This window comes from Sulfuricurvum kujiense DSM 16994 (assembly GCF_000183725.1).
GTDB classification, from domain to species: domain Bacteria; phylum Campylobacterota; class Campylobacteria; order Campylobacterales; family Sulfurimonadaceae; genus Sulfuricurvum; species Sulfuricurvum kujiense.
This window is the reverse complement of the sequence record NC_014762.1, coordinates 1,567,091-1,581,073: the sequence shown is the minus strand read 5'-3', so window position 1 is coordinate 1,581,073 and position 13,983 is coordinate 1,567,091. Positions and strand designations below refer to the sequence as shown.

The 13,983-nt window shown below is 47.2% G+C and carries 18 protein-coding genes and 1 pseudogene; 6 read left to right on the top strand and 13 right to left on the bottom strand.

Annotation, left to right across the window (positions count from 1 at the left end; translation table 11 throughout):
- Positions 1 to 89: 89 nt before the first annotated feature.
- From SULKU_RS07900 to folD, 9 genes are read right to left on the bottom strand one after another with little or no spacing between them, the layout of a single operon-like run.
- Complete coding sequence (locus SULKU_RS07900; RefSeq protein WP_013460426.1) at positions 90 to 1,526, bottom strand: leucyl aminopeptidase; 1,437 nt, start codon at positions 1,524 to 1,526, stop codon at positions 90 to 92.
- Entirely contained in the window at positions 1,507 to 2,100 is a 594-nt protein-coding gene (locus SULKU_RS07895) for a DedA family protein (RefSeq protein ID WP_013460425.1), read from the bottom strand. The genes SULKU_RS07900 and SULKU_RS07895 overlap by 20 nt, the downstream gene beginning before the upstream one ends.
- 8 nt (positions 2,101 to 2,108) lie before the next feature.
- A complete protein-coding gene (trpB, locus tag SULKU_RS07890) occupies positions 2,109 to 3,308 on the bottom strand; it encodes a tryptophan synthase subunit beta (RefSeq protein WP_013460424.1) in 1,200 nt (399 codons plus the stop codon).
- On the bottom strand, positions 3,308 to 3,856 hold the full coding sequence (locus SULKU_RS07885; RefSeq protein WP_013460423.1) for an adenine phosphoribosyltransferase: 549 nt from the start codon (positions 3,854 to 3,856) through the stop codon (positions 3,308 to 3,310). The genes trpB and SULKU_RS07885 overlap by 1 nt, the downstream gene beginning before the upstream one ends.
- A gap of 14 nt (positions 3,857 to 3,870) precedes the next feature.
- Positions 3,871 to 4,203 (bottom strand): membrane protein, encoded by a 333-nt coding sequence (locus SULKU_RS07880; protein ID WP_013460422.1) that lies wholly within the window; start codon positions 4,201 to 4,203, stop codon positions 3,871 to 3,873.
- Between the two features lie 3 nt (positions 4,204 to 4,206).
- Positions 4,207 to 4,644 (bottom strand): ribose 5-phosphate isomerase B, encoded by a 438-nt coding sequence (gene rpiB, locus SULKU_RS07875; RefSeq protein ID WP_013460421.1) that lies wholly within the window; start codon positions 4,642 to 4,644, stop codon positions 4,207 to 4,209.
- An 8-nt stretch (positions 4,645 to 4,652) separates the two neighbouring features.
- Positions 4,653 to 5,330 (bottom strand): site-2 protease family protein, encoded by a 678-nt coding sequence (locus tag SULKU_RS07870; RefSeq protein ID WP_041667044.1) that lies wholly within the window; start codon positions 5,328 to 5,330, stop codon positions 4,653 to 4,655.
- Positions 5,317 to 6,141, bottom strand: a complete 825-nt coding sequence (lepB, locus tag SULKU_RS07865) for a signal peptidase I (RefSeq protein ID WP_013460419.1) — start codon at positions 6,139 to 6,141, stop codon at positions 5,317 to 5,319. Before lepB ends, SULKU_RS07870 begins: the two co-directional genes overlap by 14 nt.
- On the bottom strand, positions 6,138 to 6,995 hold the full coding sequence (folD, locus tag SULKU_RS07860) for a bifunctional methylenetetrahydrofolate dehydrogenase/methenyltetrahydrofolate cyclohydrolase FolD (RefSeq protein ID WP_013460418.1): 858 nt from the start codon (positions 6,993 to 6,995) through the stop codon (positions 6,138 to 6,140). The genes lepB and folD overlap by 4 nt, the downstream gene beginning before the upstream one ends.
- A 68-nt stretch (positions 6,996 to 7,063) precedes the next feature.
- Here folD and SULKU_RS07855 point away from each other — a divergent pair, with 68 nt between their 5' ends.
- Together SULKU_RS07855 and SULKU_RS07850 are read left to right on the top strand one after the other, a co-directional pair.
- Positions 7,064 to 7,426: a hypothetical protein gene (locus tag SULKU_RS07855; RefSeq protein ID WP_013460417.1), complete on the top strand. Its 363-nt coding sequence runs from the start codon at positions 7,064 to 7,066 to the stop codon at positions 7,424 to 7,426.
- Positions 7,395 to 8,348, top strand: coding sequence for an HpcH/HpaI aldolase/citrate lyase family protein (locus tag SULKU_RS07850; RefSeq protein WP_013460416.1), 954 nt, complete (start codon positions 7,395 to 7,397; stop codon positions 8,346 to 8,348). The genes SULKU_RS07855 and SULKU_RS07850 overlap by 32 nt, the downstream gene beginning before the upstream one ends.
- On the opposite strand, the gene SULKU_RS14440 is transcribed toward SULKU_RS07850, so the two are convergent.
- The 4 genes and pseudogenes from SULKU_RS14440 to SULKU_RS07830 form a co-directional block, all read right to left on the bottom strand.
- A complete protein-coding gene (locus tag SULKU_RS14440) occupies positions 8,327 to 9,274 on the bottom strand; it encodes a sensor domain-containing diguanylate cyclase (RefSeq protein WP_425358597.1) in 948 nt (315 codons plus the stop codon). The genes SULKU_RS07850 and SULKU_RS14440 overlap by 22 nt on opposite strands.
- A gap of 201 nt (positions 9,275 to 9,475) precedes the next feature.
- Positions 9,476 to 10,000: pseudogene (locus SULKU_RS15445) on the bottom strand (cache domain-containing protein); the annotation flags it as partial.
- A 269-nt stretch (positions 10,001 to 10,269) separates the two neighbouring features.
- Positions 10,270 to 10,950, bottom strand: a complete 681-nt coding sequence (locus SULKU_RS14435) for an energy transducer TonB family protein (RefSeq protein WP_049766970.1) — start codon at positions 10,948 to 10,950, stop codon at positions 10,270 to 10,272.
- An 8-nt stretch (positions 10,951 to 10,958) separates the two neighbouring features.
- Positions 10,959 to 11,813 (bottom strand): energy transducer TonB, encoded by an 855-nt coding sequence (locus tag SULKU_RS07830; RefSeq protein ID WP_013460414.1) that lies wholly within the window; start codon positions 11,811 to 11,813, stop codon positions 10,959 to 10,961.
- A 122-nt stretch (positions 11,814 to 11,935) separates the two neighbouring features.
- On the opposite strand from SULKU_RS07830, the gene SULKU_RS07825 reads away from it, so the two are divergent.
- The 4 genes from SULKU_RS07825 (at position 11,936) to SULKU_RS07810 (ending at position 13,968) form a co-directional block, all read left to right on the top strand.
- On the top strand, positions 11,936 to 12,265 hold the full coding sequence (locus SULKU_RS07825) for a nitrogen fixation protein NifQ (protein WP_013460413.1): 330 nt from the start codon (positions 11,936 to 11,938) through the stop codon (positions 12,263 to 12,265).
- Positions 12,262 to 13,275, top strand: a complete 1,014-nt coding sequence (locus SULKU_RS07820; protein ID WP_013460412.1) for an ATP-binding protein — start codon at positions 12,262 to 12,264, stop codon at positions 13,273 to 13,275. The genes SULKU_RS07825 and SULKU_RS07820 overlap by 4 nt, the downstream gene beginning before the upstream one ends.
- A gap of 67 nt (positions 13,276 to 13,342) precedes the next feature.
- A complete protein-coding gene (locus SULKU_RS07815) occupies positions 13,343 to 13,573 on the top strand; it encodes a type II toxin-antitoxin system Phd/YefM family antitoxin (RefSeq protein WP_013460411.1) in 231 nt (76 codons plus the stop codon).
- Between the two features lie 5 nt (positions 13,574 to 13,578).
- Positions 13,579 to 13,968: a type II toxin-antitoxin system VapC family toxin gene (locus SULKU_RS07810; RefSeq protein ID WP_013460410.1), complete on the top strand. Its 390-nt coding sequence runs from the start codon at positions 13,579 to 13,581 to the stop codon at positions 13,966 to 13,968.
- Positions 13,969 to 13,983: the final 15 nt, after the last annotated feature.

Genomic DNA, 13,983 nt, shown 5'->3' with positions numbered 1-13,983 from the left:
GTAAAGTATTGGCGTAATTATAAACTATAGTTGTTGAGTGGGGACTGAGGGAGATGGCTATTCTCGACAGAACTCGAGAATAGGATGAATTATTTACAATGTTTCAAAAGCCATTCAAGGGTCATACGGACACCTGCACCCGTACCGCCGTATGTGTGGACATCCCATGCACTTTCGGTATACGCTGAACCCGCGATATCGAAGTGTACCCATTTATCTTTCATCTCCTCATCGATGAAATTATCGAGGAACAATGCTGCCGTGATCGCTCCTCCGTAGGGTTTAGACGAGACGTTGCACACATCGGCAAGGTCGCTTTTGATCAGTTTTTTGAGGTGGCGGTTGAACGGCAGCATACCGCAGTATTCACCTGCGGCGGCTCCCGCTTCGACGTACATTTGTTTTAGCGCTTCATTATGCCCCATGACTCCGGTCGTATACGGCCCGAGGGCTACCATACAAGCACCCGTAAGGGTAGCGTAGTCGAAGAGGTAGTCGGCTTTAACGTTCTCCTGTGCATAGCCTAGAACGTCAGCGAGGACGAGGCGACCTTCCGCATCGGTATTGCGCACTTCTATCGTTTTGCCGTTTTTAGCACGGAGAACGTCATCGGGTTTGTAGGCATTGCCGCTGATCATGTTCTCAACCGCTCCGACAAACGCGTGCACTTCGATATCGAGTTTCAGTTCACTGATCGCTTTGATGATCCCCATAACGGCACATCCGCCCGCTTTGTCCATTTTCATAGTCACCATCGAGGTTGCCGCTTTGAGGCTGAGACCGCCGCTGTCGTAGGTTAGCCCTTTACCCACTAAGGTGATCACTTTTTTCGGATTTTCGGGTTTGTAGGCGAGATGAATCAGGCGGGGAGGGTGGGCAGAACCGCGTCCGACGGAGAGCATGGCAAACATTTTCTCATCTTCGAGGCCGTTGACATCGAGAATGGTGCATTCGAGATCATTGCTTTCGGCCAGAGCATCTGCGGTGATCGCCATTTGCTGAGGCGTCATATCATCGGGGGTCTGGTTGACCAGATTGCGGACAAAATTGGTCGCTTTTGAAATGATAAGGGTTTGATTTAAGATACTTTCCAAAGTATCGAACGCATTGGATGATCCGTCATTGTTTTCGCTTGAAAAGATCACTTTGCTCAGTGCAGAGGGTTTGGGATCCGATTTATAGCTCTCGAATTTATAGCTTCCCAAAACAACCCCTTCGATCAAGGCGCGGAAACGCTCTGGGGAGTATTGGGAACATTTGAGAGATGTGTACCCATAATTCATCGCCGCTCTAATGGCTGTTGCCATAGCGGATCGAAAATACTCGTCGCTTTGTGCCGTATCGATACCGCATACGAGAAGACGGTGTTCGTGCAGAGCACAGATTTGTTCATGGTCGGCTTTAAATCCCGCCTGTGTTAAAAGGGGACGATGCGGGTGCGTTTCAAATGACGCGGCACTTACAAATTCTACAGTAAGTTCGGCTCCGATTTTTGCAAGGGGTTGATTAAACAGTTTGACGTTCACGGCGTTTCTCCAAAAGATTTTTTTCGAGGCGGTTTAGATTAATCACGATTAGATTGATAATAATCAGTATGATCGGTATGGCGATGTACCAATGTTCTTTGCCCCATTTTAGCATTTCAAGGATTTGAGCACCGTAGTAATAGGCGGGAATAATAGTGATGGCGGCCCAAAAAATAGCGCTGATAAAGTTGATGATGGCAAACTGCCGGCTCGAATACTGTGTCAAACCGATCGCCATAGGGATAACGGTACGCATACCGTACATATAGCGTTGAATAAAGATGATCGGCCAGCCGTACCGCTTGAGCAGGAGGTGGGCGATAGCAAATTTGCGGCGCTGAGAACGGAGCTTGTTATGGATGTAGCGTTTATTGAAACGTCCGATGTAAAAATAGATCTGATCCCCGATAAATCCTCCGAACCCGCCGACGGCAATCGCTATAGGTAGAGACATATCCCCCATATGGGAAAAGATACCGGCCATAATCAGCCCCATCTCCCCCTCCAAAATACTCCAGAAAAAGAGGACGATGTAGCCGTATTCTTTGAGCCACCCAATTAATAAGTCTTCCACGGACAGCCTTAGTTATCGAAATTTAAAATTTGTTTTGCCTGAATCATATCTTTATCTCCTCGGCCGGAGAGATTGACGATGACGAGTTTACCTTTGATGTCGGGCATCTTTTTTAGATAGGCAACGGCATGAGAACTTTCAAATGCCGGGATAATCCCCTCACGGCGGCTGAGCCATACGAAAGCATCAAGCGCTTCATCATCAGTAATATTGTCGTAGCTGACGGTGTCGTTGTCTTTGTGAAAAGCGTGTTCCGGACCGATACCCGGGTAATCCAGCCCTGCCGAGATAGAGTGGGCTTGGAGGATTTGTCCGTCTTCGTCTTGGAGAAGGTAGCTCATTTGCCCGTGCAGTACCCCGGGTCGCCCTTTGAGGAGCGAACATCCGTGTTTGTCTGTCTCAACACCCAATCCTCCCGCTTCGATCCCGATACAGCGTACCTCTTTGTCTTCCAAAAAGTGCTGAAAAGTTCCGATCGCGTTTGAACCCCCGCCGATGCAGGCGATGACGTAATCGGGCAGACGCTTTTCTTTCTCTAAAATCTGCGCACGGGCTTCACATCCGATAATCGCCTGAAAATCGCGTACCATCATCGGATAAGGGTGCGGTCCCGCAACGGTTCCGATAATATAGAAGGTATCGCGTGCATGGGTGACCCAGTGGCGGATCGCATCGTTCATCGCGTCTTTGAGGGTTTTGGAACCGCTCTCGACCGCATGGACTTTGGCGCCGAGGAGTTTCATCCGAAAAACGTTCAGCTCTTGGCGTGCAACGTCTTTGGCTCCCATGAAGATTTCGCATTCCAATCCCAAAAGTGCGGCGATCGTTGCGGTAGCGACACCGTGCTGACCCGCGCCTGTTTCGGCGATCACTTTTTTCTTGCCCAAACGTTTCGCCATCAATCCCTGCGCAATGACATTATTGACTTTATGGGCACCCGTGTGGTTCAAATCTTCCCGCTTGAGATAGATTTTGGCTCCCAACTCTTCGGAGAGATTGGCGGCATAATACAGAGGACTCGGACGACCGACATAATCACGCAGATAGCCGTCGACTTCGCTCCAGAATGTTTCGTCGAAGCGGATCTCTTTGTAGGCTTCTTCAAGCTCCAGCAAAGCAGGCATTAATGTTTCGGGGACATAACGTCCTCCGAAGATGCCGAAGTGTCCGTCAACCGGATCAAATTTAGAAGGGCTAGGGATGTACATCAATCGACTCCGATCACGGTATAAACTTCAACAATATCGCGCAATTTCGATTGACCGCTTAAAAAATCAAGCCCCATGACAAAACAGGCTTCGATGCATTCCGCACCCACTTTGTTGATCAGATTGGCTGCCGCATAAGCGGTTCCTCCCGTTGCGATGAGATCGTCGATCAAAAGAACGCGCGGTTTTTCAACCGCACTGAACGCATCAATATGGATTTCCACTTCATCGACTCCGTATTCGAGAGAGTATTTCTCCGATACCGTAGTGTAGGGAAGTTTCCCTTTTTTGCGGATAGGGACGAATCCGACACCGAGCATTTGCGCCAAAGCGGAACCGAAAATAAATCCTCGCGCATCAATACCCGCAACATGTGTCAGATCATACGATACATAACGATCGTGCAGATGCGTCATCAAAACGCCGAACGCTTCTTTGTCCGAAAGGAGAGTCGTAATGTCTTTAAAAATAATTCCCGGCTTTGGAAAGTCGGGGATATCGCGGATAGCGTTGATTAAAATTGCTCTGTCATTGACGCTGAGATTCATAAAGGTTTCCTTTCTTAAATAAGGGCGTCGATACGCCCTTCAAGCTCTTTGATTTTATTTTGTAGGCGGTCGGTTTCGGAGCGGTGCTTAGAGTTACGCTGTTTAAGTGATTTTACTTCGTTACGCAAATTGTTCAACTCTTCGCTGAGAATGTCGACATTTCCCAATGCACGCTGAAGTTGTATCTGATACTTTCGAATCAATACTTCAGCCTCTTTCAGGGTGAGTTTCATCATTTCACTGCTGCGTTGTTCTTTTACGGTAATGCTTCTAAAATAGAACATTTTGACTAAGAAGAAAAGGGCACCTAAGGTGACGATTGTGAGCAATGACCACTCTAAAAACATACCTTATCCTTTGATAGCCTCTATTTTATCTACTCGGCCGCAATGGCGTCCCCCTTCGAATTTTCCGGCAATCCAGGCATCTAGGATCGATTCGGCAACCCCTTGACCGACGATACGCTCACCGAAGCAGAGGACGTTGGCATCGTTATGTCCGCGTGCGACGCTTGCGGTATAAGCATCGTGGCACAGTGCTGCGCGGATACCGTGAAAACGGTTTGCCGCCATGGACATGCCGATTCCCGAACCGCAAATCAAAATCCCCTGTGCCGAAGAGTCGGCAAGGACGTTTTCACATACTTTGACCGCATAATCGGGGTAATCGACCCGTTCTTTATCGAATGGTCCGAGATCAACGACTTCATGCCCTTTTGAGCGGAGAAGCTCAACGGTAAAATTTTTTAGATCGATTCCGGCGTGATCGGTGGCAATGTAAAACTTCATAACTCTCCTTACTTCAATAATAAATGTAAAACGGCTTCAATAGGCCACATAACCAGCGGTATTTTAAGCGGAGTAACCAATATGATGATGATAACAATCATTCCATAAGGTTCGGCTTTAGTGAAAAATTCGGCGACGGCGTGCAGTTTATATTTCAGTGACAAATAGGTGACAAAATGGGCGCCGTCGAATCCGGGAATAGGCAATAGATTGAATACCGCCAAAACGACGTTGATCAATAACAGCTTTATGATCAGCAGGTAGGCGAAAATATAGGTAATGCCGTCGGCTTCACTCGGCTGTGCCATCGATAGAAGGACAACGGAGGATAAGGTAGCTAAAAAGATGTTGTATACGATCCCTGCCAGACTGACCTGCATCGCCGCATTGTATCCGCCGCTGCGAAGGACGGTGAGTATATTGACGGGAACCGGTTTCGCCCATCCGAATAAAAATCCGCTGGAAGCGCCGAGGAGCATAGGGATAAAATAGGTCATAAGGGGGACGAGAATCGAACCGAACGGATCGATATGGATGAGGGGATTGATACTGAGCCGTCCTTGGCTTTTGGCAGTATGATCGCCGTATTTATAGGCTACCCATCCGTGCATAATTTCATGGCCGATGATGGCAATGAGCAGCGCTATTATCGCCGCAGCGATTTCGAGCAGATCAATAGAGCTCATGGTCATTGGCGTCTTCGCGGATCCGCTCTGCTACGGCACGGCTTAGCGGCTCTTTCTGCTCTAAATCGGCAGGAGTTTTTCCGATTCGATCCCATCGCACTTCGTAATTGGAATCCAGACTGAAATAGACAAACCACGGTGTCCCCTCGATCAATCCGTACGGAACGGCTCCCCAAAATCGGCTGTCGTTGGAGTGGTCGCGGTTGTCCCCCATCATAAAGTATTGTTTCTCAGGGACTTGAATCGGGCCGAAATCAAAGATTTCCGTCGGCATCATGCCGTCATTTATGATACGCTCATCGTGATGGATTCCCGGATGCTCTTTGGTATAAGGATCTTTGACCCACATTTTTCCGTCGATGTCGACCAGGTCATATCCCGGAAATGCTTTTGCAGCATATTCATTCCCCTCCCGCGGGTGGAGGTAGAGGATTTTGTCTTTTAAAAACAGTTCATCACCGGGGAGGGCGACGCATCGTTTGACGTAATGGAGCTGTTGGTTATTCGGATAGCGGAAGATGACGATATCGCCGCGTTTAGGTTCGTCACCGTCGATAATGTGCCCGTCGGTTCCCGGAATCAGAGGGATTTCGAGAAACGGAATATGGGGAGTAGAAATACCGTAAGCAAATTTTTTAGCGAAAAGATGGTCTCCGATCAGCAGGGAGTCTTTCATAGATCCGCTGGGGATACGGAATGCTTGGGCAACGAAAAAAATGACGAACAAAACGATGATGATCGTCCCGGTCCATGAATTGGAAAAACGGTACGCGCTGTGTGCCGCGCTAAATATTTTTTTTTCAAAGGTTATTTCTCTTCTTCTGCGTGTATTTTGGCGGCTTTGAGGGTATTGGAAAGAAGCATGGCGATAGTCATCGGCCCGACTCCGCCCGGAACAGGGGTAATATAGGAAGTTTTCGGAGCAACGGCATCGTAATCGACATCTCCGACCAGGCGGCCGTCAGGGGCGCGGTTGATTCCGATATCGATAACGGCGGCACCTTCTTTAACCATATCTTCTTTGATCAGATTGATCACTCCGGCACCGACGAGGATAATGTCGGCTGCGAGCGTGTGTTTTTTCAAATCATCGGTAAAAATATGGCAGATTTCAACAGTGGCATTGGCATTAAGCAAGAGGGATGCCATCGGTTTTCCGACAATGTTGGATGCTCCGACGACACAGCAGTTTTTCCCTTTCACATCGATGTTGTATTCGGCAAGAAGCTCCATAACACCCAGCGGCGTACACGGTACAAACCCGTCAAGACCCGTCGTCAGACGTCCGACATTGTAAGGATGAAACCCGTCAACGTCTTTTGTGGGGGCGACTACTTCAAGAATTTTCGTAGTATCGATGTGTGAGGGAAGAGGAAGCTGGATTAAAATACCGTCGATATTGGGATTTTGATTCATCATTTCGATCGTTTTGATAATCGCGTCTTGAGAAATATCGTCCGGCATTTCATGGGTGACGGAGTAAAATCCGGCACGGTCGCATGCTTTCTTTTTCATTCCGACGTAGGCTTGGCTCGCAGGATCATGCCCGACCAAAATTACCGCCAAACCGGGAACCCGCCCGGTAAGAGATTTGAATTCTTTGGCTCCGGAGGAGACCTTTTCTTCTATTTTTTGTGCGAGCGCTTTACCGTCAAGAATCTGCATTTAACCACCGTCAAATTGTTTTTGGGTATCATACCGCTAAAAGACTAATATTTGGTTAAAGGGATCAGGTGCGCGGGGTTTTTCTACTATTTTTGACCTTTACACTCTCATTTGCGGAGTCGTTTATTACCAAAGAAGAGTATGCCGCCGGGCTCTATCACAATCCCCGGGGAGTTGGCTGTCATTTGTGCCACGGAGAGGCAGGTGAAGGAAAATTGATCGCCCGATATCGGGACAAAGGGGAAGGGAAAATTTTCGCGGGCAAAGCGATCAATAAACTTCCGTTTCGAGATTTTTATTTGAAGTTGAACAGCCGAATTCTTGGAATGCCGCGCTATTATCTTACCGACACCGAGATTCAAACACTTTATTATTATCTCCATCGAGAGGAGTTTAAACATGCCGCTTCGCAACCCGCAAAAACTCAGTGAGCTTATCGCCTCAGGCGATATCATATCCCTTAAAGCGCTTGCCGTTCCTACAAAACGGCACCTTAATAACTCTATCTCATTTCGCTCCGCTATGATGATCTCAGCCCATAATATCAAACACCTCTCTAAAATTCCCTCCTTGAGCGCCGAGTGTCTGATGCTTAATCTCGAAGACGGTGTCAGTACGGAACAAAAACCGTATGCTCTTGCCTTATGTGCGATAGCATTGGCCTCCAATCCCAAAATCGACAAAAAGCTCATTGTCCGGGTTAATCCGCTCGGTGAGGGGGGAGAGGAAGAGATTTCGTTTCTCAATCCTTTTATGCCCGATGGGATAAGAGTTCCGAAGATACGAAGTGCGGAGGATGTCCAAAGAGTGCTTGAATTGGTGGATGAGGGGATCGAAATACACCTCTCCATCGAGACGAAAGAGGCATGGCTGGCGCTTTCGCACTTAGCGCTTCATCCGCGGATCAAAGCATTTTATCTTGGTGTTTTAGACCTTTTCGCCGATTTGGGGCTTTCTCAGAGCCTTTTGCTGCCGGATAATCCAGCCGTACAGTATATGCTTTCCCATTTTTTGATGACATGCCGTGCCTGCGGTGTCAAACCGGTCTCGTTTGTCTATCAGGATTATAAAAACAGTGACGGTCTGCGAAACTGGCTGGAGCTAGAGAAGATGATTGGATTTGATTCTAAAGGGTGTATTGCCCCAGCACAGGTCGAGATGATCCATGAGATTTTTGGCCACAGCGAAGCGGAGATCGAGAAGTGCCGTGAAATAGTCCGTCTATTCGAAGAACAGTATGCACGGGGAATCAGCGGCTTTACGGATGAGCGCTTCGGTTTTATCGATGAGCCGATTTACAAGGGGGCGCTGGCGGTGCTGGCGCACTGCAATTATCCCTCGGCGACTACCTGATTCCTTCCCCCGTTTTTCGCCTTATAAAGGGCAATATCGGCTTTATAAAGAAGTTCGTCATTGCTCATTTCGGCTTTGAGCTCAGAGACGCCGATACTGATCGTGAGACTTCCTATCGCATCAAAAGAGAACGATTCCACCTCATGCCGGAGGTTTTCTGCTAATGCGGCGGCTTCGTTCTTATCTGATTCCGGACAGAGGACTACAAACTCTTCCCCTCCGAATCTCCCGAGCACATCGCTTGAACGTATATGCTCGGAAAGTATTTTAGATACGGCTACCAAAGCATAATCTCCGATTTGATGTCCGTAAGTATCGTTTACTTTTTTGAAATGGTCGATATCGATCATCAGCAAAGAGAGGGGACGATGATAGCGCGATGCTTTTTCGATTTCATGGTGGATGCATTGATCAAGCTGGCGCCGGTTGAAAACACCGGTCAGTTTGTCAATGGTAGATATCCTTTCCAACTCTTTTTTAGCGGTTATATCGATTCCGACCGATATATAGGAGATGATAGACTCATTTTCATCTTTGATCGGAATGATAGACTCTTCAAGCCAATACTCTTGTCCCTCTTTATCTTTGTTTTTGAGTTCACCGTGCCACTCATTGCCGTTTTCGATCGTATTCCAAAGATCTTCATGCGTCTCTTTAAGGGTGTCGGGATGTCGGATAATATTTATTTTTTTCCCGTAAAGTTCCTCTTTTGTATACCCTGAAACCCGCTCAAAAGCGGAACTTACCGTCGTGATGATAGAGTTTGTTTTTGTGGTAACGGAGATGACGTATTTGTCGAGAATATCAGTAAAACGTTTGAGCTCTTTATTGGATATCCAGAGCGCTTTTTGCAATTTTGAGGGGGTTATTGATGCATAAAGCGCAAGCGGGATACTCAGGAGAATACTTAAAATGATAACAACCACGGCCGATTGAATATTGGAGAGAATGAGCGAATGTTTATAGTCGGCTTTCGGCTTCAAAATTAAGATCGCATCATCGTCATTATGCAATACATCATCCAGTGTATACGCATAAAAATTCTCCCCTTTGCGGACGCCGGACAAAATTTGTGATGCTTCGGTCGGGAAATCGCTGATAAGTTTGGCAGAGGTTTTGGCATATTTTGACCATGAGAGTTTGTCATCGGGATGTAGGATGAAATTCCCCTCTTTATCGATAATATAGTGTTCAAATACGGGTGATGTACGCAAACTGTCTAAAAGTTTATTGGTGAGCATATTGATGATGACGATACCGACAAATTTATCTTTGTTGTAAATCGGTGTCGCGATACGGATGGTCGGTCTGAAAGGGACCTCAATCTTACCGTTTTCGATATTGAGGTCGAGTTTGGAGTGCCAGATTTTTCCATGAGGCATCTTGCTGACATGTTGAAAATAGTCCCGGGTACTTTTGTCTTAAAGTTTTGCATCCTCTACGACAAACGGTATGCTCGATTCGTTAAGGCGATCAACCCGAATTTTCTCTTTACCCTCCGCGTCGATATAGCGCGCCTGCATGATCAGATTGTCCGACATGGCAATCGCATAAAACAGATTGATCATGTCGTTTTTATGCTGATAGTTTGGCTCTTCAATATATTCTTGGAGTGTTTTATTGGTAGCGAGTGCTATGACCATACTGTCCATGCCGTCTATGCTGGGTTCCAAAGTATTTATTTTTTTATTGAACGCTACCTCTTCGGCGTTTTGATCAATCCGTTCTTGGACATTGATCATCTGGATTTTATATCCGATCATTGAGCCGAAGAGTGCAATGACAATGCCGAATATAACGAAGTAAAGGGTAAACATAAATCTAAAATTTTTTTTGAACATAATTCTTCCTGATTGTGCTGATAATATTATACTATGATATTGTGTGATTGTTATTTTTTGTGTTGAAGAAAAATCTATATTTATTTGACGATGATATAAACTCGTATCCGTATGTGCGTCGGTTGTTCGGGCTTGGGATATTTGGGATAGGCGAGATTGATGGTTTGCAAGGTCAGCTCATCCAGCGGTGTTCCGATCCGGTTTTTTTCCAAGCTCAGGTCACTGATGGTTCCGTCGGGATTGAGGATGAATTCGACGACATTATTGTCATTCGGATCGACATCGGATCTCTCTCGCAGCAATCGGGTACCGACAACTTCGTTTATCTTTCGGATTTTTTGAAGATTATCGATAATGAAGTGCTGCTCACCTGCCGAGAGGCTGAAAAACTCCTCGCCGTAGTGGTGGAGAACGGAAAAAGGGAGTTCGTCTCGGTCGGCTTCGCTGAAAGGCTTTAGCCCGCTTTCGAGGGAAGTGGTTTCAACGCTTTTAGTCGGTATCGGGGCATTTTTTGGCTTTTGGAACTTTAAACGCTCAATGGGTGCCGTGACGGGCGGTGTCGCTTCGGAAGTATCGGTCACTTCGGTCACTTCGGTCTCTTCGTTTAGTGTGAGACCGAAACGTTTCTCTTTGTAAAACGGTTTTCTATCCTGTCTATCGAATGCGGTCGATCCCAAAAACAAACCTATTAACAAAGCATGAATCAAGAGGGCGATGAGCAGTGCGAAGAGTGGTCGGTTCGGTTTCATCTTCTGATACAAGATAGCGCTTAATACCCGGTAAGGTTATACCACACCCGATAGCGGATCAGCGTCTTTTGCTGCGGTCTGGGGTATTTGGCATAGGCAAGTTCGATCACCTCTCTGGTCGTATCGTCCAAAATCGAGAGCTGGCTGTTTTTCAGTAGACGCATATCGGAGATGCTTCCGTCGGGATGGAGATAAAACTCCACCATATTGGTATCGTTGATACGGATATTGTCGGGGATGCGGGAGTGTCCGTAGCGGTCCAGAACGCTCTGAGTAATACGGCGCATTACCTCTTGGTTGTCGAGGATGTATTTTTGTTCCCCTTCTGAGAGCTGGTTAAACTTGTCACCGTAAAGACGCTGGATCGAATCGGTCAGCTTCGTAGAACTTTTTACCGGTTGGTCTTGTGCGGAGGGATCGGCTTTGGAAAGGATATCGTACAATCCCTGCTCTTTTTTTGGGATCGGTTTGCGCTCTATATCGGCAACTGTTTTGGCGACATGGCGCTCGAACGCTTTTTTTGGTTCAGGGAGCGGTTCGGGTGCCGGGGCAACGGGCTTGACTTCGGATGCCACCGATTTTTGTCGCTGAGGTTTCGGCAGAGGCTGAGCCTCTTTGATCAGCTGCTCTCCTCGCGGTATGGAGCGTTTCGGCGTAACTTTCGGAATATCGTTTTTAACGAGAGACTCTTTGGCGGGAGTGGGGCGCTCTTTGATCGAGAGTTTGAACCGCTCTTCCTGAGGTTCGTCCGGTTTCGGCTGCGGCGGAATAGCGGGTTTGAACTGATCGAGCAAAATAAGCACGAGCAAAATGATGATGTGAACCAAAAGGGCGATGATGAATGCGTAAAGAGAAAAAGATTTGGTTCGTTTCATAACCGCGCATTCTACCTTGATTTTCCTAATGGAAAGTTGCAATGGAGTGAAAAAAGATTTGCCTGAATATCGCGCATGAAAATTGCATTGTCTAAACAATAAAACCGTTCAAGGATACTGCAATGAGCGAATTGGATATTTTAGCCCGCGAAATCGAAGGGTATCTGAAAAAATATGCCGCGGATGATGAAGCGCGTTATGTCATCGCACCGCTAATCGCCAAAAAATCGCTGGAGATGAACCATCTTTATCAGGATTTAGGGTTTAAAAGCCGTGTGCAGATGGGTGCATATATGGCACAGCACTTCCCTCGTCTTGCCGAACTCAAACCCAAAGACAAATTGTGGAAAAAATTCCTCTACGATGCGATCGGGAAAGTGGCTCCCGCCTGCGCGACCTGCAATGATCAGGAACACTGCTTTACCTGTATCATCGCGGAGGCGAGTGCGTGAAGACCCCATCGATCACGACCACGGAACTCTACACCCATCTCGATACTCTTATCGGTGCCGATCTCCCCGTCTTTATCCACGGCAGTCCCGGAATCGGAAAATCATACATCGTTGCCGAAGTGGCGAAAAAACATAATCTTGAACTCGTGGATGTCCGTCTTTCTCAGATGGACCCCGTCGATTTGCGTGGCGTCCCCGCTATAAGAGATGAGCAGACGGTATGGATGAGCCCCGTTTTTTTCCCTCGGGATAAAGATTCGAACGGCATCCTTTTTCTCGATGAGCTCAACTCCGCTCCCCCCTCGGTTCAAGCGGCGATCTATCAGCTGGTACTGAACCGCAAAATGGGGGAGTATGAACTGCCCAAAGGGTGGCGGATTATCTGTGCGGGGAACCGCATCTCCGATCGGGGCGTCGTGTTTCGTCTTCCGACGCCGCTGGCGAACCGGATGGTTCATCTGAGTGTCGAAGCGCGGTTTGAAGATTTTAAACTCTTCGCGATCCGTGAGGGACTTCACCCGTTTGTCATCGGATTTTTGGGTTTTCGCCCCGATCTGCTCACCTCCGAACCTGTCAGCGAAGACGACAGCAATCCCGCATTTGCAACGCCGCGCAGTTACCATATGCTCTCGAATGTTCTAAAAACCTCTGAGGATACCTCACGCATCGCTCCGATCATCTACGGATTGATCGGTTACGGTGCGGGGATAGAGTTTCTCTCCTACGTCAAAGTATATGAAAAACTCCCCGATGTCGGGGCAATTTATCGTGGGGAATATCCGAGCATCGATAAAAGCGAACCGGCATTGCTGTATGCGCTTGTTTCGGCGCTGGTGGAACTGTACCGAGGCGATGCGGAGGCATCCAAACATCTGTTCGGCTTTGCTCAGGTTTTACCGACCGAGTTTGGGGTGATGCTGATCAAAGATGCGATCGTCAAAGATGCTTCGATCGCTGAGTGTAATGAGTTTGATGAGTGGATAGAGAAGTATGGGGATTATATTCTCTAAATCTTCCGTTTAATGTGAAATCAAGATTAATAGTTTATACTTTAAGTATAAATTTAAAGGATTTGCAATGACGGTAACCGCCAAAGATTTACGTTTTAACGTTTCGTTTTTGTTTGATGTCCTCAGCAAGGGTGAGGATGTGACGATCACCCATCGCGGAAAAGCCAAAGCCAAACTCATCTCCTATGATGACTCCACTCAATCACCCAAAGATGATGCAATATTCGGGATGTGGAGTGATAGGGATGATAATGTCGATACGATGGTACGAAATATGCGTAAACGTAGAGCGTTTTAACCCTTATGGCATTTGAAATATTAGTGGACAGTGATGTTCTGATATGGTATCTACGAGGCAATGAAAATGCCAAAAAGCTAATCCACTCACTGGGAGATTTTTGTATCTCAGGGGTGACCCATATCGAATTGGTGCAGGGGATGCGCAACAAAGAGGAACTGAGACGTTTTCAGCAGACACTGCGACAATGGAATACCAAAACGATCTACATGAGTGAAGAGATTTCGGCGAAAGCGCTTTTTTACGTTGAAGAATATTTTTTGAGCCATAGCATGGAACTCGCCGATGCCCTCATCGCCTCGACGGCTACGACGTATGGGATGAAACTCATCACCGCCAATGACAAACATTACCGAATTGTTAAAGAGCTGGAGATAGAAGTTTTTAGAGCATAACATGGATTTTAAGGA